18 protein-coding genes are annotated in these 22,102 nt (G+C 42.1%); 2 read left to right on the plus strand and 16 right to left on the minus strand.

Annotated features, from left to right (window positions below):
* Nucleotides 1-101: 101 nt before the first annotated feature.
* From B5Y67_RS02340 to B5Y67_RS02400, 12 genes are all read right to left on the minus strand, one after another.
* Nucleotides 102-875 (minus strand): ABC transporter permease, encoded by a 774-nt coding sequence (locus B5Y67_RS02340; RefSeq protein WP_088224958.1) that lies wholly within the window; start codon nt 873-875, stop codon nt 102-104.
* Nucleotides 872-1,627, minus strand: coding sequence for an ABC transporter ATP-binding protein (locus B5Y67_RS02345; protein WP_088224959.1), 756 nt, complete (start codon nt 1,625-1,627; stop codon nt 872-874). Before B5Y67_RS02345 ends, B5Y67_RS02340 begins: the two co-directional genes overlap by 4 nt.
* A gap of 15 nt (nt 1,628-1,642) precedes the next feature.
* Nucleotides 1,643-2,629, minus strand: coding sequence for a MetQ/NlpA family ABC transporter substrate-binding protein (locus tag B5Y67_RS02350; protein ID WP_088224960.1), 987 nt, complete (start codon nt 2,627-2,629; stop codon nt 1,643-1,645).
* A gap of 119 nt (nt 2,630-2,748) precedes the next feature.
* Nucleotides 2,749-3,894 carry a M20/M25/M40 family metallo-hydrolase gene (locus tag B5Y67_RS02355; RefSeq protein ID WP_088224961.1) on the minus strand — a complete coding sequence of 382 codons (1,146 nt, stop codon included), beginning with the start codon at nt 3,892-3,894 and terminating at the stop codon, nt 2,749-2,751.
* A gap of 429 nt (nt 3,895-4,323) precedes the next feature.
* Nucleotides 4,324-6,552, minus strand: a complete 2,229-nt coding sequence (locus B5Y67_RS02360; RefSeq protein ID WP_088224962.1) for a YcdB/YcdC domain-containing protein — start codon at nt 6,550-6,552, stop codon at nt 4,324-4,326.
* Between the two features lie 478 nt (nt 6,553-7,030).
* The gene (locus B5Y67_RS02370) at nt 7,031-7,786 is read right to left on the minus strand and encodes a carbonic anhydrase (RefSeq protein WP_088224964.1); all 756 of its coding nucleotides are present in this window, start codon (nt 7,784-7,786) and stop codon (nt 7,031-7,033) included.
* A 330-nt stretch (nt 7,787-8,116) separates the two neighbouring features.
* Nucleotides 8,117-8,428: a hypothetical protein gene (locus B5Y67_RS02375; protein ID WP_088224965.1), complete on the minus strand. Its 312-nt coding sequence runs from the start codon at nt 8,426-8,428 to the stop codon at nt 8,117-8,119.
* Nucleotides 8,429-8,816: 388 nt separating this feature from the next.
* Nucleotides 8,817-12,623 (minus strand): phosphoribosylformylglycinamidine synthase, encoded by a 3,807-nt coding sequence (locus tag B5Y67_RS02380; protein WP_088224966.1) that lies wholly within the window; start codon nt 12,621-12,623, stop codon nt 8,817-8,819.
* Between the two features lie 398 nt (nt 12,624-13,021).
* Nucleotides 13,022-13,471 carry a C-GCAxxG-C-C family protein gene (locus B5Y67_RS02385; RefSeq protein WP_088224967.1) on the minus strand — a complete coding sequence of 150 codons (450 nt, stop codon included), beginning with the start codon at nt 13,469-13,471 and terminating at the stop codon, nt 13,022-13,024.
* Nucleotides 13,472-13,702: 231 nt separating this feature from the next.
* Nucleotides 13,703-14,047, minus strand: coding sequence for a toprim domain-containing protein (locus B5Y67_RS02390; protein ID WP_088224968.1), 345 nt, complete (start codon nt 14,045-14,047; stop codon nt 13,703-13,705).
* Nucleotides 14,048-14,128: 81 nt separating this feature from the next.
* Nucleotides 14,129-16,078, minus strand: coding sequence for an ATP-binding protein (locus B5Y67_RS02395; protein WP_348982275.1), 1,950 nt, complete (start codon nt 16,076-16,078; stop codon nt 14,129-14,131).
* On the minus strand, nt 16,044-16,736 hold the full coding sequence (locus B5Y67_RS02400) for a response regulator transcription factor (protein ID WP_088224969.1): 693 nt from the start codon (nt 16,734-16,736) through the stop codon (nt 16,044-16,046). Before B5Y67_RS02400 ends, B5Y67_RS02395 begins: the two co-directional genes overlap by 35 nt.
* A 164-nt stretch (nt 16,737-16,900) precedes the next feature.
* Between B5Y67_RS02400 and B5Y67_RS02405 the strand changes: the two genes are divergently transcribed.
* Nucleotides 16,901-17,341, plus strand: coding sequence for a DUF2680 domain-containing protein (locus B5Y67_RS02405; protein WP_088224970.1), 441 nt, complete (start codon nt 16,901-16,903; stop codon nt 17,339-17,341).
* A 97-nt stretch (nt 17,342-17,438) separates the two neighbouring features.
* On the opposite strand, the gene B5Y67_RS02410 is transcribed toward B5Y67_RS02405, so the two are convergent.
* Nucleotides 17,439-17,765, minus strand: a complete 327-nt coding sequence (locus tag B5Y67_RS02410) for an LPS biosynthesis protein (RefSeq protein ID WP_088224971.1) — start codon at nt 17,763-17,765, stop codon at nt 17,439-17,441.
* Between the two features lie 746 nt (nt 17,766-18,511).
* On the opposite strand from B5Y67_RS02410, the gene B5Y67_RS25725 reads away from it, so the two are divergent.
* On the plus strand, nt 18,512-18,697 hold the full coding sequence (locus B5Y67_RS25725) for a CHAP domain-containing protein (RefSeq protein ID WP_242975796.1): 186 nt from the start codon (nt 18,512-18,514) through the stop codon (nt 18,695-18,697).
* A gap of 755 nt (nt 18,698-19,452) precedes the next feature.
* On the opposite strand, the gene B5Y67_RS02420 is transcribed toward B5Y67_RS25725, so the two are convergent.
* The 3 genes from B5Y67_RS02420 to B5Y67_RS02430 all read right to left on the minus strand — a co-directional run bounded on the left by B5Y67_RS02420 (nt 19,453) and on the right by B5Y67_RS02430 (nt 21,947).
* Nucleotides 19,453-19,968: a DUF1648 domain-containing protein gene (locus tag B5Y67_RS02420; RefSeq protein ID WP_088224972.1), complete on the minus strand. Its 516-nt coding sequence runs from the start codon at nt 19,966-19,968 to the stop codon at nt 19,453-19,455.
* Nucleotides 19,969-20,325: 357 nt separating this feature from the next.
* On the minus strand, nt 20,326-20,982 hold the full coding sequence (locus B5Y67_RS02425) for an alpha/beta hydrolase (RefSeq protein WP_088224973.1): 657 nt from the start codon (nt 20,980-20,982) through the stop codon (nt 20,326-20,328).
* A gap of 353 nt (nt 20,983-21,335) precedes the next feature.
* Nucleotides 21,336-21,947, minus strand: coding sequence for a cation transporter (locus B5Y67_RS02430; RefSeq protein ID WP_207652387.1), 612 nt, complete (start codon nt 21,945-21,947; stop codon nt 21,336-21,338).
* Nucleotides 21,948-22,102: the final 155 nt, after the last annotated feature.

The following is a 22,102-nucleotide window of genomic DNA, read 5'->3' on the forward strand; positions in this document are numbered from 1 at the left end:
CAAAGAATGAGAGGTTTAGTTTTATCCTGGTTACTAAACTGATGATGCCTTACATGGCAGATTTGTGTGAATACGCTCGGCCCATCGTCACAAATTCTAAGTTAGTTACGATTATTGACATGCTGCCAACGGCATAAAAAAGTCTCCAGCAAATCAACAATGATAAATAAGCCAACCCCGAGGAAAGCCATCATAATGATCCCGGCAAACATTTCATCTGGTGCCGCCCGGCTCCAGGCATCCATAATAAAATACCCCAGCCCCTTTGTCGTAGCAAAGGATTCGGCAAAAAACAGTACGGCGATCGCTGTTCCCATACTGAGACGCATTGAGGTCAGAACATCCGGTAAACTTGCAGGCAAGAGCACATAACGATAGATTTGCCCCCGGTTACCTCCCAGCGAACGCAGGGAGGAAATTGTTTCGGATGGTATTTTGCGGACGGCATCCCGTGTCGTTACAAGAATCTGAAAAAAGACGATCAGAGTAATGAGAAAAATCTTTGATTGGTCTCCCAAGCCTAGAAGTAAAAGAATTAGAGGAAGAAAGACAATTTTAGGGATTGGATATAGAAGGTAAATTAAAGGCGCCAAAAAACGGTCAATCTTCTTCTCAAATCCCATCATCAAACCGAGGGGCAGTCCCAAACACAGGGAAATTAAGGTCGAAGCCAGAACTCGGTAAGTACTAATCCAAAGGTGTGCCCCGAGGTCTCCGTGCAATAGGCGCAGCGTTGCTCTAATGGCTGCGCCTGGTGTTGGTAAAAGTGGTGTCTTAAGAACCCAGGCACCATACTGCCAAAGTGCCAGCAGAAATAACCCGGCTCCGAAATAACCCAAAAGTTGTTTTTGAACTATATCCTGGCCTTGCTTCATTCTGCCGTTCCTCCTTCTAAGAGAGAACGGATGTAGGTTGCCTTTTGAAAAAACTCGGAGGTTTGCCGGTAACCCTTTTGTCCAACTAAAGGATTAGGAATTTCTCCTACTATTTCTGTTGGACGGCCATTTTTAAGCACTAAGATACGACTCCCTAGATAAACAGCCTCCTCAATACTATGAGTGACCAAAACTGTTGTCAGCCTTTCTTCCTGCCAGATTTCCAGTAAAAGTTCCTGCAGGCGCTCACGAGTAAGGGCGTCAAGGGCAGATAATGGTTCGTCCATCAAGAGCAGATCGGGTTTAAGAGTTAAGGCCCTTGCTAAAGCCACTCTCTGTTTTTGTCCGCCGCTTAATTGACTGGGAAAATGATGGCGGACATCTGCCAGCCCCATTTTGTGAATTATTTCATCGACCAGGCTCTGATAGACTCTTTGAGGTTGATGTCGTACCTTCAAACCAAGTCGAACGTTTTGTTCAACATTGAGCCAGGGAAAAAGGCCATACTCTTGAAGAATAATGGCGGTCTGCTGGCGTGTCTTTTTTAAGGGTTCTCCGCCAATTGTAATCTCTCCCCCCGTCGGTCGTAATAATCCCGAGAGAAGATAGAGCAGAGTACTTTTTCCGCAGCCAGAAGGGCCGATAAGGACAAGACTTTCACCAGTCTCAATGGTTAAGTTAAAATCACTATAAATCTTTACCGATGTTGTTCCTTGAACATAGGCAAGATTACAATTCGTCACTTCAATCACGGGCTGTGTTTCTCCTTATTCTTTAGGCACGAGGGTATTATCAACTAAATCGTTATAACTGTACGCTTGAGGGATCAGCTTCTTGTCTTCCATCCATTTCATGACACTATCTATTTCTTCTTGAGTAGGCAACTGCAGCTTAGAAAAAGTTGGTGTTTTGTAGCTCTGTTGAATAGCGGCAGGAACCTGAGCTTTTTCTAAAAACAGACTTCGGTATTGCTCAGGATGACTGCTTAAAGCTTGTCCGGCTGAGCCATAGACACGAACGGCAGCCTTTATACCCTCAGGATTATCCTGAATGCTTTTCGTGCGGAACAAAAGCACCGTTTGAGATATATTGCGATAGGTATCATCTGCAATTAAGTGCGCTCCCTTGGCCTGAGCCAAAGAAGCCAAGGGATCAGGCAGGCAAGCGGCATTAATTTGATCGGAAAGCAGCATATCCAGACGTACAGGCATTTTAGGAATGGACATCTTCTTGACATCACTTAGTTGTACACTTTTGTCCTTGAGCATCTGATCACTGACATAATCAATAATAGAGTTTTCTGAGATTCCCAAGGTAGCTCCTTTTAAGCCTTGAAGGTCACGAATATTGGATTTGGGTGACGACAAAATGGCAAAGCGCCCTTCTTGCGGGGTGGCACCAAGACCGATCGTCGCTATTTTTACATCAGTTCCGATTTTTTTGAGCAAGGCAACTGCGACCAGATCTGCGACTTCACCATCAATCTGGCCTGCCTGCAAGGCTGTATCGCGTTCAACGGCGCTGGAGAAGCTAACCAATTGGACTTGAACCCCTTCTTTTGCAAAAAGTCCATCTTTTTCAGCCACATAGAAAGGAAGATTATCTTCAATCGGCAGCACACCGATTTTTACAGGAGTACTTGTCTTCGCTGATGGTTGTTTTGTTGTCGGCGATGCAGTTCCACACCCGGAGGCAATTAAGGCTAACCCTAGAAGAAATGGAATGACTTTAAACCATAAACTGCTTTTTTTCATACGTTCTCTACACTCCTCAAGTTAAGGCTCTATTTATAATTCTTTATATAGATTTCTAGTGAACAATTTCTATTTATCTGCTATTAAGTCCAAAGAATTAGCTCCTTTTCCTAATATCTTTAGCCTTTCACTTTTAAATCTTTAGTTCTAAAACTAGTGGCTTTAATAATCTCCAGAACAAAACACGTAGTTCTTACCAGGTCTTCTTCCCTGATGTACTCATCTGTTGTATGAAGTTTTTCCATACCAGTAGATAATACAAGACAGGGAACACCGTAGTTATTATAATTGTTTGCGTCGCTGCCTCCTCCGGTGGCAATAAATTCCGGAGTAAGTCCGGCTGCTTCCGCTGCTTTGGCCGCTAAAACAGCGATTGCTGATTCTTTAGCCAGCTTAAACGGCGTATATAATCGTTGAACCTTGATTTCTGACTCAGCCCCCATCTCCTTCGCTGAATTTTGAAAGATTGCGCAGATTTCTGCAGTCAGACGCTCAAGTTTATTTAAGTCACGACTCCTTGATTCACAAACGACCTCGGCATTTTCAGCTACAATGTTTGTCGCTATACCGCCTTGAATAGTACCAACATTCGAAGTTGTCTCCCCGTCAAGACGTCCCCAGGAAATTTTGGCTATGGCCTTAGACGCAGCTAAAATAGCGTTAATTCCTTCTTCAGGAACAATTCCGGCATGGGACGCTCTGCCTTTAATAGAGACATTAATTCTGTCCTGACCAGGAGCTTCAAGAATGATTTTCCCGGGTGTTCCCCCGGAATCCAAGACAAAGCCTAAATCTGCTTTCAGATTTGAGGCGTCAAGGTTCTTGGAACCATTAAGGCCGCCTTCCTCGGCAATATTAAAGATTACTTGGATATCACCGTGAGGAAGGTTTTCCTCCTTAATGACTCTTAGAGCCTCTAAAATTGGTACAAGGCCGGATTTATCATCTGCCCCTAAAATTGTTGCTCCGGCGGAGCCTATTATTCCTTCCTTCTGAAGAGGTTCAATGTTTTGACAGGGTTGTACCGTATCCATATGAGCAGATAGTAATAGAGTTGGGGCTTCCGGAAGATTACCTTTTAAATAGCCTAAGATATTTCCGCAGTTGCCGCCAATTGCCTCCCCTGCCTGGTCTTCGCTCACTTCCAAGCCTAAACCACTTAGGCGCTCTTTAAGGATGTCAGCTATTTTTCTTTCCTGACGCGTTGGCGACTCAATTTTTACTAATTCCAGAAATTCAGCTATCAATCGTTGACGATTGGGCATTTAACATTTCCCTCTCTTTAATAGATTTGTTGATAGGATCTTTGTCGAATTATTGCTTGCTCTAGTTTCGCAAACATATTTATCTATTATTCAACAATTCTAGTTCAATTCCTTCTAAATCCTTGGGCTAATCAAGAGAGCTAAATCTATTCGGCAATTTAACACTACAAAAGCTGATCCCGCAAAGAAAACTAGGCAGCCGTCAAACCTCTGGAGCAGACGGCTGCCTAGTCACTTATACTTAGAAAGGATACAACGCAAGTTTTTACTCAGCATATGGATGATAAATTCGATTACCCTGAGGTTTGGCGGAGCTCCCGCGCAAGCGAGTGAACAAGCCTTGAAATGCTGAGTGAACGATGTGGGAGAAGCTGCCCGACTCGAGCGCCCCCTTTAATAGTTATACCGCATCAGTCACATAGGGCCTGATTAATTGCGCCAAGTCAGAGCTCTGAACAGATCAGCGGCAGCTTCAGCACGGCTTACACCTTCGCTGGGAACAAAATTCTGACCCTTAACGTTAACAATTCCGGTACTCGTGGCCACAGCAACATAGCCTAAAGCATCAGAGGATATGTCCGACGCATCCTGGTAATTTACCTGATAAATATTTTTTAATTCCGCGAATTTATTAAGCTGGAGATAGCGCAGAAGAAGTTTGCATAATAGTTCGCGGCTGACATGATCCCCCGACTGCAGGTTTTCATTTAACCAGCCTTGTTCTTTGGCTTGGGTCAGAATATCAGTGTCAGACAAGGAGGTATTGCCCCATACCCCATTACGGCTTAAATACATAGCCCTTAAGAGTGAACCGAGAGTCATCTTGTCATTGGGTTTAAAACTATTTCCATAATCATTGAATAAGCCTGCTTCTCCGAGGGCCGCAATTTCTTGCTCACCTTCAACTCCTGATATGTCGTTAAAGATGTAAGGCTTTGGTCCTTTATCAATGGGTCGGCCTTGAAAATCGAGCAGTTCTCCGCTCTTGGCATCAAGAACATTCGACGTCTGAGTACTCTGATCCTCTGCCTTAGGAAGATATACTAAGCGCACATCTCCAGGAATCCCATTAGAATAAATTCGCACATAGGTCAACATCATGGGGCGCAGAGTCAAAAAATCTTGAACTGCTTGATCTTTACTTAATGATCCTGTCGTATCCGGGAAATCAAGTTCTGACCAGTTCAAATCGTAATTAACAATGGTCCCGTCAGTAGGTTCTACAGTAACAGTCATGACATTATTGGGGAAATCAACTCCGTTGACGATACGATGGTAGGTGAAATTGTTCGCATTATCAATTAGAACGACTTTTGTAAGCTGATCACTATTGTTGTCCGTATCAAAAGTTACTTGACTAAAACGGCTTGGCTGAACTTTTTTAAGAAAATCCTCAGCTGTTTTTTGCATGGCTGCAGGGTCAAGTTTGGATTCGCTTTTTTCTGTGGGTTGATAACCACGATTAAAACTTAATAATTCTCCCGTTGCAGCATCGATTCTGGCGCTCATATATTGAGCTTTGCCCTCAGAGTTTTCCGGGTTGGGGTTGAACCAATCAAAACTCCAAACACTATTGTTTCCGTTTCGCCAGTCGGTGCTTAAGTTAGCACTTCGCAGAGTTAAATTATCCGGAATACTAAGCCAACGTTTTACATCTGCAATAGCTTCATCCTGCTTAATGAGTTTCGCGGTCTTATCTACCTCTTGCTGTTCCTGAGGTGTCAAACTCTGTGAACTATCAGAAGCAGAACCAGCACTACTAGCTTTGTCTCCCATGCCGCCGTTCATTGAGTTCTGAGCAATCCACTCACCGGAATTCAGCTTAAGAGGTTCACCTGTCAGGGCATCAATCGCTCCACCGCTTGGGCTGATTAATTGATAAACAAGTTTTGCATCTTGCTTTTGTCCAATTGTCGGAATTCGCCAGGGTGCGGGCAGCCAATATTGAAGTTTAAAATAAGGCGATGAGGCGAAAGCTTCGTTCGCTTGAGTTTCACTAATCACATTTTTATTCTCCGGGAAGTTAACATCACTCCAATTGAGGTTGTAGGAAATGATGTGTCCGTCACTGCCGGAAACTTGAATGTCTACACCATTGCCCGCAAAAGGAACATCCTTAACTAATCGCTGATAATGAAACATATAGGTGACCGGTCCGTAATTATTAAGAGGTATAACCTCCTGGTCATTGGTCATTTCTTTAGTCTCTTCGGCCCGTTCTCCCAAGAGCCGGCTCAAAAGCGAATCGCAGATTTTTTGGGCCTCTGCTTTGGAAACTTTCGGAAGGCCAGAACTTGACGCCGAGTCATCATTTTTCCAATAATTAACACTTAAAATATCCCCATTAACAGCATTTACCTCGGCTGAAAAATCTCCTCCTTTATCCGCATTATTCCAATGAAGGGACCAAGATTGTCGATCGTCATTGGTGCTGTAATTAGATGTAAAGCTTGATAAATCACTTGGTATGTCAAAATTCGCTTTTACAATCTGAAGAGCTTTTTCCAGGGTGATTTTAGGCGATGTCACTTCAGTGGAAACGGTTGTAGTCAAAGATTCGGAAGTCTTTTCAGCTGCAAAAACCGGAAACGAATACATTTGGAATATAAAAGCAATCGTCACAACCCCTGCCAATGCTTTTTTATAGTTTTTTACCATCCTTATTCCTACCTTTCTTCAGTTCTCTTAAAATTAAATTGATTGCCCCCTTTGCAAATAATTTTTCATAACTAGCAATTGTTTTTAGATCAAACCAGTACCTGCTCGGATAAAAGCATGTTTCATATCCTTTATTATAAAATATAGAAAGTTGCAACATCCGTTTTTCTGACAGAAAATTTTCCGACACTAATTTACAATAATCGCATTGCATATTTATTCCTAAACTAAATTTTTTCTTTATAATTCATCTAAAATAATTAAATCCTTTTTGAACTTTACCTCTGATAGAAATGCTTCTTAAAAACAGGTGCATCAATTGCCGATTTTCAAGTTGGCAATTGATTACCTGATTCTGCTAAAAATTATTAAATAATTTTTATAAAAATAGGCAGCAACAATCTAAGTTTGATCATTACTGCCTATGATATGAATTATTCTTTAATTCAGCTTTATAGTATTTTCTTGAAGACATACCTTAACTCAATATTGCTACTCCTCCTTCGTCCAAGTCATACTTCGAACCGATAATTTGAAGCTGTTTTTTCTCGAGCGCTTCTTTTAAGATTGGACTCTTTTTAAGATCTTGAACAGAGCTCTGAATATTCAAGTTCACACATTGTTCGATCAATGGGTTTCCCGCTAGGTTCTCTGACTTTGCTTGAATAACAGAGGGGATAATTTTAGCAATCACAGCAGAAATGCTTCCCTTCGTTTCTCCTCCTTCTACGGCAGCTGTGACCGCCCCGCAGCTTTCATGACCAAGCACGACGACTAAAGGTACCTTTAGATGTTCAACGGCATATTCAACGCTCCCCAGTTCAACCGGTGTTATGACATTTCCTGCCACGCGAATGACGAATAAATCACCCAGAGCTTGATCAAATAACATTTCTGGAGGGACTCTTGAATCAGAGCAGCTGACAATCACAGCAAAGGGGTGCTGCCCATTCCGCAATAAGTCAGTGCGTCTGGTTATACTAATATCTTTATTTAACACCGTTCCTGATTTAAAGCGCTGGTTTCCTTCCAGAAGAAGCTCCATTGCTGCTTCTGGAGTGGTAACCTTTTCCTTTCGCTGATAAACTGGAATTCCAGAGGTTGCTTGAACGGAAGCACTGTTCGTGTCGGCTGAAGGAATCGCAGGCGTTGGAAATGATGACCGATGACATCCGCTTAGAAGAATCAGCAGACCTAACAGGGTTACGCAGATATAGGAAGATGACCGGTTCATGAGAATCTCTCCTTAATCTTAGATAATTTTCTATCTCCAGTGTAACCCAAATAAGCCTGGTACTAATCAGTATTAAGTAACTATTAAAGGGGTAATACTGAAAGAAAATCTCGAATTATATATATGGATTGCAAACAAAAATATACCCTATAGATTGGCCTACACAGCGTCTTTTCTGTGTCCAACTACAGGGTATAGCTTAATATTTCTGTTCCTTATTTATTCTACCCTTTTAAACTGGTCAGGCAGTTAAAATGAGAACACTTTTGATTCCGCCGCCAGATCGATTAGTTTGCCGGCGGTTGACAAGGATTGGGAGATCAAATAATCTTATGCATCCTCCGCCTCTTTGGTCGGGCAAGTCTTGCTGAGATCTATTTCTGCAGTTATTTCTTTCCAATCAGCTTCTTTAATGTTGATGGATTCCAGTAAAAGTATTAGATCTGATCTGCCAAAATAAGCTGGATTTCCTTGAGGGTCGAGTGTCATAAGGACAACCGGCATACCAGGAAATACGGGAAGCATAGCTTTAATAATCATAATCGCATTATCTGAGTCACGGAAGATGGGGCGTTGAACCGAAATCACCGCTATAGTTTTACCTTGTTCTGTCACGACAGCTGCTTCAAATTTACTTTCCAAGTCATTCATCTCCTAATTCTTATGTTGAAGATCAGTGTAAATTTCAATATCTGTAACAGTGAACTCGTTCAGCTAAAGCTGAACATCGGGGCTTCAGATACAATAATGTCCAGTGGACATTATTGCCGAGCCGCCTTTCCCAATAGGGATACTTAGCGGCGTAGGAGGACTCTACCCCACCTGAAGTTTACGAAGGACCCACCCCCACTTATAGAAGTGAGGGTCTTAAAAACCGGATAAATTATACCCTAAGAAATCGACTAAGCATATGTCTTCGACATACAATTCTGAAACCCTGCAAAAGAAACGCTTTCTCAAAATATTACTGTATATCGTCCTGCCTTACCTTACCCATTTCAGTGGATTTGCCTGTGGAAATACTTGAGATTTATCCTCTAAAATAATTCACACCACCGGCAAAAATCGGCTGATATTTGTCTCCCGGAATATTAAGTGCCACTCCATGACCCGTTCTTTCAGAATGAGCCATCTTACCTAAGATTCTTCCATCGGGACTGGTAATTCCTTCGATAGCCTCGTAAGAACCATTTGGATTATACTCAATGCGGTTACTCGGGTCACCATTGAAATCCACGTACTGGGTCGCAATTTGTCCATTGGCTTCCAACGTCTCAATGACCTTTGGACTGGCAACGAAACGCCCTTCTCCATGGGATACAGGGATTGTATGAATATCACCAAGGGAAACCCCGCTAAACCACGGCGATAAAACGGAAACAATTTTGGTTTGAACCATACAGGAAACATGCCGGCCAATCTTATTGTAAGTCAGAGTCGGCGCTTCCGGGGTTAAATCTATAATTTCTCCGTAAGGTACTAAGCCTAGCTTGATCAACGCTTGGAAGCCATTACAAATTCCCAGCATAAGTCCGTCGCGCTTGTTTAAAAGCTCCGAAACCGCCTCTTTAATCCGAGGGTTTCTGAACATTGTGGCAATAAATTTACCGGAACCGTCGGGTTCATCCCCAGCGCTGAAACCACCTGCCAGCATGACGATCTGGGCTTGACCAATCTTTCTCGTCAATTCCGAGATGGACTGTTCTACGTCGGAAGGCGTTAAATTGCGGATAATTAGGGTTTCTACAGCTGCTCCAGCTTTCTCAAAGGCTCTTGCTGAGTCATATTCACAGTTGGTACCGGGAAAAACAGGGATCAAGACTTTCGGTCTGGCAATTTTTAAGGATGGTTTTTGCGTATTGCGTGAATTAAAATGTATTGATCTTGGTTCAGGCATGATTCCAGTCCGAGTAGGAAAGATTTTCTCCAAAGGTTGTTCCCAGGCCTGTTGGGCTTCTTCTATCGCAAGAGAAACCCCATTAACTGTAAGCATCGGATTATCTTGGGTTGTCCCGAGGAATTCATAGTCAACATCCCCAAAGATCTGATCCAATTCAATGGAGTCTTGAATTTCTAGAATGAGTGATCCGTAATCAGCGCTAAAGAGTCTCTGGAAGTCCATTGGTTCAGTAATCGTTAACCCTATGCGATTCCCGAAGGACATTTTACTGACAGCAGCAGCAAGCCCGCCCATGCCGACGGTGTGTGAAGCTAAGACGTGTCCCGCTTGGATTAGTTCTGAGACTTTACGATAGTTTTCAGCAAGCTGTTCAAAGTTAGGAATTTCTTGGTCATCGCGCAGGCAAGAAATTAAGACTACTTTGCTGCCAGCTTTTTTGAACTCTTGGGATACCACCTTGTCCACATCAAGAACATTAACGGCAAAAGCTACTAAGGTGGGCGGTACATTTAAATCCATGAAAGTCCCTGACATACTGTCTTTCCCGCCGATAGCCGGTATTTGAAGTTTTTTCTGAGCATAAAACCCACCCAACAAAGCACTAAAGGGTTTTCCCCATTTTTCCGGATCAGAACCAAGTTTTTCAAAATACTCTTGAAGGGTTAAACGAACGTTACGATAGTCTCCTCCTAAGGTGACGATTTTAGAAACAGCATGAACAACTGCATAGAGAGCTCCGTGGAATGGACTCCATTTGGCCAGCTGTGGATTATAGCCATAGGTCATTACTGTGGCAGCCTTTGTATCACCGCTCTGCATCGGAAGTTTGGCAACCATTCCCTCAGCAGGTGTCGCCTGGTATTTTCCGCCTAAAGGCATTAGCACCGTCGACATACCAATGCTGCTGTCAAACCTCTCCACGAGACCTTTCTGGCTGCATACATTCAGATCCTGTAAGTTCGTAAGCCATGCCCTGACAAGCAGATTGGCATCCTTCGTCTCAGTGTTTAAGGAACTAAGTGCAGCGGGCAACGTTTTAAAGTAATTGCTGGATGACTCCGGCAGATTCACTCGCACTTTAGTCGTTTGTTTAATACCATTGGTATTCAAAAACTCTCTGCTCAAATCAACGATGGTCTCACCTCTCCAAGACATTTTAAGTCTTGGGTTAGAACTCACATGTGCTACTAAGGTCGCTTCTAAGTTCTCCTCCCGAGCCAAGGCAATAAAGGGTTCTAAATTTTCCGAACTGATGACGACAGCCATACGTTCTTGAGATTCAGAAATCGCCAGTTCTGTACCATCCAGTCCTTCATATTTTTTCGGAACAGCGTCGAGATTAATCTCTAAACCCTCAGTTAATTCTCCAATAGCGACAGAAACTCCGCCTGCTCCGAAATCGTTGCAGCGTTTGATCATCGTACTAACCTCCGGCTTACGGAACAAGCGCTGAATCTTACGTTCCGTAGGAGGATTTCCTTTTTGAACCTCTGCCCCGCAGGTTAACAAAGACTCCGAGGTATGCTCTTTAGACGAACCCGTCGCCCCGCCGCATCCGTCACGGCCGGTTCTTCCGCCGACCAGAACGACAACATCCCCCGGTTGTGGAACCTCTCGAACCACATTTTTGCGGGGAGCCGCAGCAATAACTGCTCCGACTTCCATCCGTTTCGCCATAAAACCTTCATCATAGACTTCGGCAACTTGTCCTGTTGCCAGCCCTATTTGATTGCCGTAAGAGCTATAACCGGCGGCCGCGCCCTGCGTAATTTTTCGCTGAGGCAATTTCCCCTCTAAGGTATCTTCCAGTTTGCCTCTGGGATTGCCGCTTCCTGTGACGCGCATTGCCTGGTAGACATAGGTCCTGCCTGACAGTGGATCGCGAATAGCTCCTCCCAAGCAAGTTGCCGCGCCCCCGAACGGTTCTATTTCTGTAGGATGATTATGAGTTTCATTTTTAAACATGACCAGCCACTCTTCAGACTGGCCATCATGGTCTAAGTTAACAACTATACTGCAGGCATTGATCTCCTCCGATTCATCGAGATCAGTAAGCAGCCCCTTCTTTTTCAATTCTTTCATTCCTATAACCGCCAGGTCCATAAGGCAGATATCCCGATGGTCTGTGTTTTCAGCATAGACGAAATCCCGAGATGCAAGATAGTCTTGATAGGAATTAAGAAGAGGGTCGGAAAAGTCACCTGAAGGGATGATAACTTCTTCTATTTTGGTATTAAAGGTAGTATGGCGGCAATGGTCTGACCAGTATGTGTCAATGACTCGAATTTCCGTAAGCGTTGGATTCCGCTTCTCGGTGTCACGGAAATAGGACTGACAAAACATCAGATCCTCAAAACTCATAGCTAAACCCGCTTCATGAAAAAATTTCCTCAGGTCCTCCGGTGATTTTCGCATAAAATCAGAAATCACCTCTACGTTAGGCGGTAGGACGGATTCAAATTCCAGAGAATTGGGCTTAGCTAAAGAGGCTTCCCGGGATTCCACCGGATTGATGCAATAATGTTTAATGGCTTGGAAATCTTCTTCTGTTATCGAGCCTGTTAAAATAATAACTTTTGCGGAAGCAATCGCCGGCCGTTCTTTCTGCGTAAGAATTTGAAGACATTGAGCAGCTGAATCCGCCCGCTGATCATATTGACCAGGGAGGTATTCCATGGCAAAAACTCTGTCTTGAGCCGAAATATCCAGACGTTCATTGTAAATTGAATCAAGAGGCGGCTCAGCAAAAATAATTGAGTGGGATTTTTGATATTCTTCATCGGTAATTCCGGAAATATCGTAGCGATTGATAATCCGTACACCTGACAAAGAATTGATGCCTAAGTTTTCGCGCAGTTCGCTTAATAATCCTTGAGCCTCGATATCATAGCCGGGTTTTTTTTCAACGTAAATCCTCTTGACAGTTTGTGATTCCATACTTACCTCCAACCTGCATTTGCCTTGAAATAGACTTAATTGCTAAAAAATATTTTTAAGGCCATAGCGCTTTGTCTATGACCTCGTTGCCAAGTATTTCTCACTTAATCGTGTCAAAAATTGTTATAGCTTTGCTTGCATAATACCATGATTCGAAGAGAAATAAAAGTCACTCCTTGAAGTGGCAACTTTGAGAAAAGTGTGACTCATTCCTTTCGGCACCCTCATTGAGTCCCAAATTTTGCTTGCCTAGTCATTAAGTGAATAAAGGCGTTCTCACTTACTATACTAGTGAAGCAAGAACGCCTTCGGTCATTTGCACACGCTTTGGATTTTTAGAGTTAAGTTTTACTCAACCCCCGACTATTTGGTTTAGGCTTTTGCCTCAGGGAAAGCTGTTATTTCTTCTCTAATGTCAGCTTTTTTTCTAAAATGAACTCCATCAGAAGTTTGGCAGTTCCTCCCGTTAGTTTTAAACAATGCCTTAAATGCTCCGGGGAATCAAAATCGTGGGGATTTAAAACTCGACAACAGGTTCCTCCAAATTGGTCGGAAAAACGGTCATGGAATTCATGAGCGAGATTATAGAGCGGTTCCCGATCTTGTTGAGGATTGATGCGTCCTTGGTAAAGCCCCAAAACCATAACCGAACTTGTCAAGGCACCACACATGCAGCCGGCATGCCCCAGGCCACCTCCAAACCCAGTTGCCATTTGCAAACTCTCGGAGTTCAGGGGGTTATTAAGCAGCTCGTTGAAGGTATGAAGAATTGACTCTGAACAATTAAGTCCTTCTTTGAATTTGTTTCCAGCTCGCGAACGAGCCTCTAAAGCCATATCATCGTTCATAGGTAACCTCCTTAGCGTAACTTAATCTAATTAGAGCTTACCTAATAGTTCTAGATATATCTTAATATTCCTACTATTCGGTTTAAAAAAATTCTCTGGGTACGTATGGAAAATAGAAACATTCAGTTTTTTTCACGATCCTAAGGTACTCCCTTGCGATGAAGGGCTGATAGTAAAAAAACGACAGTAACGAGGGTAAATCGTTACGGTCGTTTTATCTTACGCTTTAAGCTAATTATCCTCCAAGTCCTCCGGGGACTTTACTATAAAGTGGGCACCCTCAAGAATCTGGGCTAGTACATGATAGGGAGTTGTTGCAACTTCACGGTACATCCTATGGGTATATAAGTGGCGCACATTGGGAAAGTCCTGTTTAAATAAACGCCTGACTTTGTCCCCTGAATAATCTGCGTCCAACAGAACAAAGACCTCATCCTCACCATACTCAGAGAATAATTCTTCCAATTTATCCTCACCTATGGTGCCATAGGTACATGCTATTTCTACAGGTTCATCCAGAATTTGTTGTAACCGCTGCTTGTCTGTTTTTCCTTCAACAATAATCACTTTGCCCATGAATCCACCTTAACTTTCCTATCTTGATTTTTGACTTTTGATCTAGCGTCTGCGCTTTGTTCAGGAAATATTCCGCAGAACTCAGTCGACCAGCGAGGAGGAGAGAAATTGAAGGGGAATCTTTATAGTTACCTGAGTACCTTGCTTCAATTCGCTCTGGATTTCAATCTCGCCCTCCAGCAATTCGATTATGGCTTTAGCTATTGCTAAACCAAGTCCTGTCCCTTTACTGTTTCGTGATTGATCTCCTTTGTAAAAGCGTTCCCAGATGTGCGGCATTTGATTTGCAGCAATGCCATACCCTTCATCTTTTATCCGGAGTATCAAAGCATCCTTGCCCTCCAGATTGGCCGCAATGTAAACACAGCTATTATTGGGGGAATGAGTGATAGCATTGTCTAGGAAAATAATGATGAGCTGGCGTAATCGATTGTAGTCTCCTAGAAAAGGAGGGACTTCTTCTGCCATTGAATAGCTTAATTCAATAGATTTTTTAGCGGCAAGAGTTTGCAGGTTTTTAATGGTATCTTCAAGCAGGCTTGGAAAATGAATTACTTCTTGGCTTATCGATATTTTCCCTGATTGAAGCTGAGAAAGTTCCAGAAGATCTTTAACCAATCGTTCTAAGCCATGAGTTTCCTGGAGCATTTTGTGGTAAGTATGCTGAAAATCCTCTCGCGAATCCAGGGTTCCATCGACCATTGCTTCCAGGTACCCTCGAATGACTGTCAAAGGAGTACGAAATTCATGGGATACATTAGCAACGAAATCTCGGCGCAATTGTTCAAGACGCTCATTTTCGCTGATATCCTGAACTGAGGCAACACACCCTGTAATGGTATCATGCTTATCAATTATGGGAGAAATCGTAAATCGCAGTACCTTATCCGACCAATTGCGGAGAATCTGCAAAGTTTCCTTGGTTTTCATCACTTGATCCATCTTAGGTTTAATCTCTAACTCCTGCAGATCTCTGTCAACATCATCTAAGGAATATGGGGCGTTCCTATTCATGATGGCTGCGAGAGCAAAATTAATACTTACAGGCTCGAGATTACAATTAAATGCGATAATTCCTTCAGAAATGCTGGCTATAATATCTTTGAGTTTTCCCTTTTCCTGAAATAGTTGGTTAATCGTTGAACCAAGTTCTTTCGCCAAAAGATCGAGAGAATTCCCAAGCTGACCTATTTCATCGTCTCGTTTGATGCCTGTCTTTGCCTGATAATTCCCCTTAGTAATTTCAAGAGCCGTCCGGTTCATTGCTTTGAGAGGACGAGTAAAAAGAATAGAGTACATGACTCCCAAAGCAGCTGCTAATAGAAGCGCTGCTAATAGACTGACAGCTAGAATACTGACTGCCTTGTCTAAAACACTGGTGACCCCTGTTACAGGAGTATGTAAAAGAACTGCCCCTATGACTTTATGCTCATGATTAAAAATTGGAACGCCAATGGTAATCGTAGCTTCGTGATACAGTCCGCTAAAACTTTCACTGGTAGATTCCTGGCCTCGAAGTACATCCTGAATTACTCTCTCGGCTTCTGCAGGCAGCGGACCTGGATTCGTCAAAATGCCTTGTCCGGCTCCGCTTCCCATAGGTCCCCCCTGTCTTGCTCCATAGCCAAATCCCCGGCCTTGTCCCATACCTTGACCTTGCAGGCTGCCGGAAATTACGGTAGGGTTCCCTTTGTTATCCGTAATCCAAACCTTGGACTCAGTGATGGTGTCCAGAGAACGAAGATAACCACCAAAACCTCTCAGAGGATTGTTCGGACCCGCTGTCTTACCATCAGAATCGTCCATTACCTCATCTGCTGTAGCTGCGATACTCCTCGCACTCGTAAGCATTGTTTCTTCTCGACTCTCAAAGGCATATTGCTTAAAAAGCTGCATAAATAGGGCACCAATGGTAATCATACAAATAGTGATTATTACGATAACACTTAAGGCCAATTTTACGGCCAGTTTGTTTTTAATTAAATTAATGATTTTGTCAGTGATTCTGAGACTCGAACTTATAACCAACACCCCATATCGTCTTAATATCCCAAGGAAGTTTGGCAGGAATGTTCATTTTCGATCTTAGTCTTTTAATATGAGTATCTACGGTACGTGCATCGCCAAAATATTCATAGCCCCAAACACTGTTGAGAAGGTTGTCTCTCGAAAAAACTTTTCCCGGGTTCGAGGCTAAAACCCACAAAAGTTCAAGTTCCTTTTTCGTTAAGGAAACAGACCGTCCTTCAAGTAGTACTTCGTAATCCGAAAGATTAATAACAAGCCCAGAGTACCGAATCACGTCGCTGCTTTGTTCCTCCGAAATATCAAGCCTTCTAAGAACGGCCCGGACTCGGGCCATAACTTCACCGGGGCTGAAAGGCTTGACAATATAGTCATCTGCACCGATATCTAAGCCCATGATTCGATCCCCATCTTCCCCTTTTGCTGTAATCATAATAATAGGCACCGTTGAATTTTGACGGATTTCCTGACAGACTGTAAAACCATTCTTCTTAGGCATCAGAACATCCAGGAGAATCAGCACGGGTTGATACTCGGCAAATTTCAGGAGCGTTTCTTCCCCATCACGGGCAACGATCGGGTTATAGCCTTCTTTACTCACATAGGTTTTTAAGATATCGAGGATACCCTCATTATCATCGGCAATTAAAAGAAACTTCTTCATAATATCCCCCCTACTCCATATTTATTTTACCATTAATTCGTTTCATGATTGTGACAGATTTGTGGCACACTTAATGTCAAAACGGGTTCAAAGTTTTGCCATAATTTTGCCACAATTTATTTGTAAGCTAAAGCTGTAATAAATCATTGAAAGGATGTGGATTGATGAAAATCTACAAAAAGCTTGCAGTTTCCCTAACTGTGTTGGGAATGTTGGGGATTGCCGGGACAGCTTATGCCGCTGTAAATCAGACACCTGCGGACATAACGGCAAGTGTCACGGGACAATCAATCACTGCTGTCAATCAAGAAAGAGCTTCAGGTAAAACTTATGGGACTATTGCTAAAGAAGCCGGAAAGTTGAAAGAATTTCAAGCTCAAATGTTAGAACAAAAAAAGGCCATACTTGATCAAAGAGTTAATGATGGCCAATTAACCCAACAACAGGCGGATCAAATTTATACAGCAATAAAAAGCAATCAAGCCTTATGTGATGGAACCGGCAATTGTTCCGGACTCATGGGCGGACAAAGTATGGGACGTGGCACAGGAAATCGAATGGGTAGCGGTAAGGGAATGGGTTGCAGGCTTGGTTTATATCCTTAAACGGTTTACACGTTAATATTGACGCTGTCTGAAGACCAATCAGGCAGCGTTTATTATTTGGAAAATATACAATTGACGAACCTGTGTGTTCATAACTTCATTCTTTTCTCAAAACTTCTTTAGGTGGCTCAATTTCATTGGCAATTGTATGTTCAGTAAGTTCAGATAATATTTTTACCTTTTTATTTATTAATGGTCTCATACAATTTGGTACATGTTCCTGATGTGCTCTGTGAATTGCTACACATTCTTTACAGTTTCCATGATAACGACATGCCTTTTTACATGGACAATGGTCCTTATCTTTAAATTCTTCACGAAATTCCGAAGCAAACTCTTCCTGCAATCGCAATCCTTCTTTTCTGTCACCACGATGAAATGCCTTCATTGCTTCTATTTCTTTTGGATTATTGTCAATAATCATAATTAAAATATTCTCCCTTCAAATAACTATTTATTGAGTTGTTCACATCATCCATATGTCATATATGCAGTCCCTTCCGTATACATCAAATTCCTTGTCTCGGCACATTTCTAAAAATATTGCTTTTCCATGGTGAAAGGGCACCTTTGGTTAGGTTAGGTTAGGTAAGGTCATCCCGCAGCTTTGGCTGTTGAGGGTTCCTATTTGTCCAACTCTCTTCGCGGTTAACACGCAATCTCACCAACACTCCCCACTTCGCCAGGTAGGCCGGAGGAATTTCACCTCTAGCCTCCTACAGAACCGTGCGAAGGAGAAACCGTTATTATATGCCTTTGGCTTTCTACTTTTTTGCTTTGGCTTGATACTATATTTTTTCTTTCATAATCCTTTAACAAGAAAGCCACAACAGTATGAGCCAGCAAGAGTTATTGATAGTTACAAAAATATACCTGTTTATTATAATGGGCAAGACTACACCGCAAGTCACGGTGAGAATTTTAGCCCTGATGGTTATTATTACGGTCTTAAATGGCAATGTGTTGAATTTGTGAAGCGATTTTACTATGACGTAAAACACGTTAAAATGCCAGATGGTTTTGGTAACGCTAAAGATTTTTATGCCTCTTCTGTGTCTCAAGGTTTCCTAAATGAACNGCCTCTTCTGTGTCTCAAGGTTTCCTAAATGAACAAAGAGGCTTACTTCAATATAGAAACGGTGGAAATATGGGGCCAAAGCCGGACGACATATTAGTTTTTCTAACGGTCTTTACGGGCATGTAGCGATTGTAACAAAAGTAACCGAAAACTCCATAGAGATTATTCAACAAAATGAAAAGATTACCCGCCAAGTACTTAAACTTGTGATAAGAAATCATCACTTCTTTGTCGGTTCTAGCGTCAAACCCACTGTATGGCTAAGGAAAGCAGAATGATCCAAAAAATACAAAATTAAACACAATCTTCACAATCTAGCATTTTCAATATACCCAACTACCCCTCAAAAAAAGTCTTTTTTGGAGACCCGGACTTGACCCCAGCTAACCTTTACACAAGGCGGCTTCTTGGACTTGGCAAGGGGGGGCAAGTGGCTGGGGATTTGCATGGCGTTTATATTTTAATCACAAATTCTTTAGATATTGTTCAATTTCGCACTTTAAATGGTTATATTGTTCTAAATTTGTGTCAGAGAATGCTTCTTCTCTATTAGAGAGTATATCCAAATAGATTGGTTCATGCTGGAACTGTGATTTTGTAAAGTCATACCTTTTATGATCTATGCTATTATAATAGTGCCACCCATCAGGTGTTTCTGTTTTTAAGATGTCACCACCAAAGAAATCGTTAACAACTAATGACGTTACTCCACATTGGCCATTTGCCGGGTTCTCTAAAGTCCACTTTGAACTTGAATTTATTGACCAACACTTATTCAAAACGCTCAGGAATTTTTGTATGTTCAGTTCTGCATAATTGATCATTCTCATTTATTCCTTTTTAAGAATATCATTTGCATTATTCTGCAAATTTACAATAAATACCTGCCAATACAAAGTACTACATAGTTCTCCGACTAGCAGACCCACCTCCGGTTTTCTGCCCCGAAACACTCCACCTTACTCATCCCTCCAGCTTCCCGGTTCAGTGAGCGCCTTTGGATAGGTAAGGGCATCCTGTTAGGTTTCTCACACTATTTAGCCTTAAATGCCCGCCAGATGTAGAAAATCAGTGTAACTAACGGTAGCAATATAGATATTAAGATGAAACCTATTCCAAGGCCTAGCTCCTTACCCATTGCACCCTCAATAGTTCTCCATTGAATATAAGCGAAAATCCAAATTACTTCCATCTTTAAAGCTTGGACCATTAATCTGGCCAATTTATATTGTATTTCCGCGTTTTGCTCAGTAATATCAAATGGATAATTGAACCTATGTGGATAACGATTTAATATCGTTAGGAATATGTACATTAGAACGACCACTAGAACTAATAGGAATATTTCTCCTTTCGACCCCCATCGGTCAACTTGGCCCTGAATATTGTAATGAACCGGAATTTTACTCGGTAATGAGGACCATATAATTACAGGATAAATTAATGAAGTTGCTACTCCAATAATAGCGCCAATATCAAATATGTTTTCCAGTAAGGAACGATGCATTTGTATTCGCGGAAGTTTTTCCTTCGAAGAACTCTCAATCATAACTTGCTCCTTTATTAAAGCAAACTATTAGGCTATAGCCAGACTTCTGAATAATATCAATTCCAAATATGCCGCAATCCCTCCAGCTTTCCGGTTTGGTGAGCGCTTTTGGATAGGTAAGGATAGCCTGTTAGGGTTCTTTTTTCTTCGGCTCACACATGAAGACCAGCTTGCCTTTACACATGGCAGACTATTTCTTCTTGAGGTTCGCCGGAGCGGAGGGATTGATATTAATAATGTACCTACATTTTTCTCCACCCTAACTCTCGCTAATTCTTTGCTGAAGTCGACTAGAATTGAAATACCCTCCCAAAGCCAATAAAGGTATTCTGAAGGGTATTTCAAAAATCATAAAACCTAGTGATTATTTTCTAAAAACTCAAGAGCTAGCTTGTCAAATTCTCTGCTATTACTGAACATGGCCGGATGTGAACCAGTTGGATAGAAAACTAATTTCGAATTTTTCAACCTATTGGAAAACGTTTTCATGCGAAATTCCATATCCTTAATTAATTCATCTTGAAGACTTCCGGTTATTAATACCGGCACAGTTATTTCAGATAAATCTCCACAATAGAATCCCTTTCTGGATAAACTCGACAGTTCAATCATTTTAGTATCAGCATCTACAACTTTCTTCCACCTCAGACCATGCATCAGAAACCAAAATAATATTGAACGAATATTTCTCTTCGCTTCTTCACGCTGGTCTCTCAGAGTAGCAACATCTTCACTATTTAGAGAATCGCCTCCAAAGCTATCTGCAATGATTTTGCCGACTAGCAATGGTTCTAATAAAGCCATGTTTAAGGCGACAATGGCTCCCCCACTCGTACCGATTAGGTTTACTTTATTAAGCTTTAATGTTTGACATAACTTAATGGCAACCCTAGCATTGTAGCACCAATAATCTACTGGAAACTCCTGCAATATTTCAGATTTACCATGCCCAGGATAATCTATTACAACAACCCGGAATCGTTCGGCATAGAATTTAACTTTTGGTGTAAACATCTTTGAAGAAGCAGTATTACGCAGTTCAAATTTTAATATTATACATGTTTTTGATAATTCCTCTTTTTAATACTTAAATGTAACGCATCCCTCTACCTTTCCGGTTCTGTGAGCCCCTTTGGATAGGTGAGGACATGCCTGCAGTATTGCCTATTAAGGTTCCTTTTCCTCCGGCTCGAAGGCCACCATCCGGTAACATCACACGCAAGTCACGCACATGACTGCTGGCTAAGCTTTATTACGGCGGCTATTTCTTCTTGAGCTTAGCGGGGCGCAAGTGGCGTGGAATTTGCTGTCATGTATGTCCAGCCCTCATCTAAACCTCAACCTGAGGTTTAATCATCGTGGCAACTTCAGGTATCTTCTACTCCCCGAGCTTCTTGAATGGCCTCCAGGCCTTCCTTCACTACAAAGTAGGTCAACCCAAATGAAATAATTGAATCAATCCACCACCAACCAAAAAATGCAGTTAAAGCAGCTCCGACTAAAACAATTATCGCCATATACGCACAAACAATACTGCAAGAGCCATCTGCTTTAAGCGCGTTACTACTGATTTCCCCACCAATCCGCTTCTTGGATCTCGACAAATATATCATTAAAATGGTTGAAACAATCGCTAATCCAATTCCCATCGTGCTGGATTCAGCACCTTGTTTAGTCCATAATTCATGAATTGCAGCAACAACGATATAAATGGCTAATAATATTAAAGCTATACCTACGACCCATGATGCGGTTCTTTCTGCCTGTTTCACTCGTTCCAGACTTGCCCCCTTGGCTTCAATTAACAATCTCCATAACAAAACAACTCCAGCAACTAGTTCAATAATGCTATCGGCTCCAAAAGCAACTAATGTAAGAGAGTGTGCAATTAAACCAGCACCTATTGCAACCCCTGCTTCAATAATCATCCAGATTATTGAAACTAATTCTATGTAGACCCCCTTTTTAACTGTCTCCAACAGGAAATCACCTCTTTTAATAATACGATACTATATTTTATCGTATTTGTTTCCCTTATATAAGTAAAATTGATCCTGCCTCCCACCGCTCCCTGCGGTCATATTTGCCATTGATGAGTGTCCCGGTATACCGCCGATTTGGGTGTCCGGAGTGA

This window comes from Desulfosporosinus sp. FKB, assembly GCF_002196705.1.
Classification (GTDB): Bacteria; Bacillota; Desulfitobacteriia; order Desulfitobacteriales; family Desulfitobacteriaceae; genus Desulfosporosinus.

What these genes read in the sequence shown, in the direction of transcription:
- B5Y67_RS02340 (WP_088224958.1), bottom strand. Translation starts at nt 875, where the DNA reads ATGAAGCAAGGCCAGGATATAGTTCAAAAACAACTTTTGGGTTATTTC.
- B5Y67_RS02400 (WP_088224969.1), bottom strand. Translation starts at nt 16,736, where the DNA reads ATGAAGAAGTTTCTTTTAATTGCCGATGATAATGAGGGTATCCTCGAT.
- B5Y67_RS02355 (WP_088224961.1), bottom strand. Translation starts at nt 3,894, where the DNA reads ATGCCCAATCGTCAACGATTGATAGCTGAATTTCTGGAATTAGTAAAA.
- B5Y67_RS02425 (WP_088224973.1), bottom strand. Translation starts at nt 20,982, where the DNA reads ATGTTTACACCAAAAGTTAAATTCTATGCCGAACGATTCCGGGTTGTT.
- B5Y67_RS02350 (WP_088224960.1), bottom strand. Translation starts at nt 2,629, where the DNA reads ATGAAAAAAAGCAGTTTATGGTTTAAAGTCATTCCATTTCTTCTAGGG.
- B5Y67_RS02405 (WP_088224970.1), top strand. Translation starts at nt 16,901, where the DNA reads ATGAAAATCTACAAAAAGCTTGCAGTTTCCCTAACTGTGTTGGGAATG.
- B5Y67_RS02360 (WP_088224962.1), bottom strand. Translation starts at nt 6,552, where the DNA reads ATGGTAAAAAACTATAAAAAAGCATTGGCAGGGGTTGTGACGATTGCT.
- B5Y67_RS02390 (WP_088224968.1), bottom strand. Translation starts at nt 14,047, where the DNA reads ATGGGCAAAGTGATTATTGTTGAAGGAAAAACAGACAAGCAGCGGTTA.
- B5Y67_RS02380 (WP_088224966.1), bottom strand. Translation starts at nt 12,623, where the DNA reads ATGGAATCACAAACTGTCAAGAGGATTTACGTTGAAAAAAAACCCGGC.
- B5Y67_RS02420 (WP_088224972.1), bottom strand. Translation starts at nt 19,968, where the DNA reads ATGATTGAGAGTTCTTCGAAGGAAAAACTTCCGCGAATACAAATGCAT.
- B5Y67_RS02410 (WP_088224971.1), bottom strand. Translation starts at nt 17,765, where the DNA reads ATGATTATTGACAATAATCCAAAAGAAATAGAAGCAATGAAGGCATTT.
- B5Y67_RS02385 (WP_088224967.1), bottom strand. Translation starts at nt 13,471, where the DNA reads ATGAACGATGATATGGCTTTAGAGGCTCGTTCGCGAGCTGGAAACAAA.
- B5Y67_RS02370 (WP_088224964.1), bottom strand. Translation starts at nt 7,786, where the DNA reads ATGAACCGGTCATCTTCCTATATCTGCGTAACCCTGTTAGGTCTGCTG.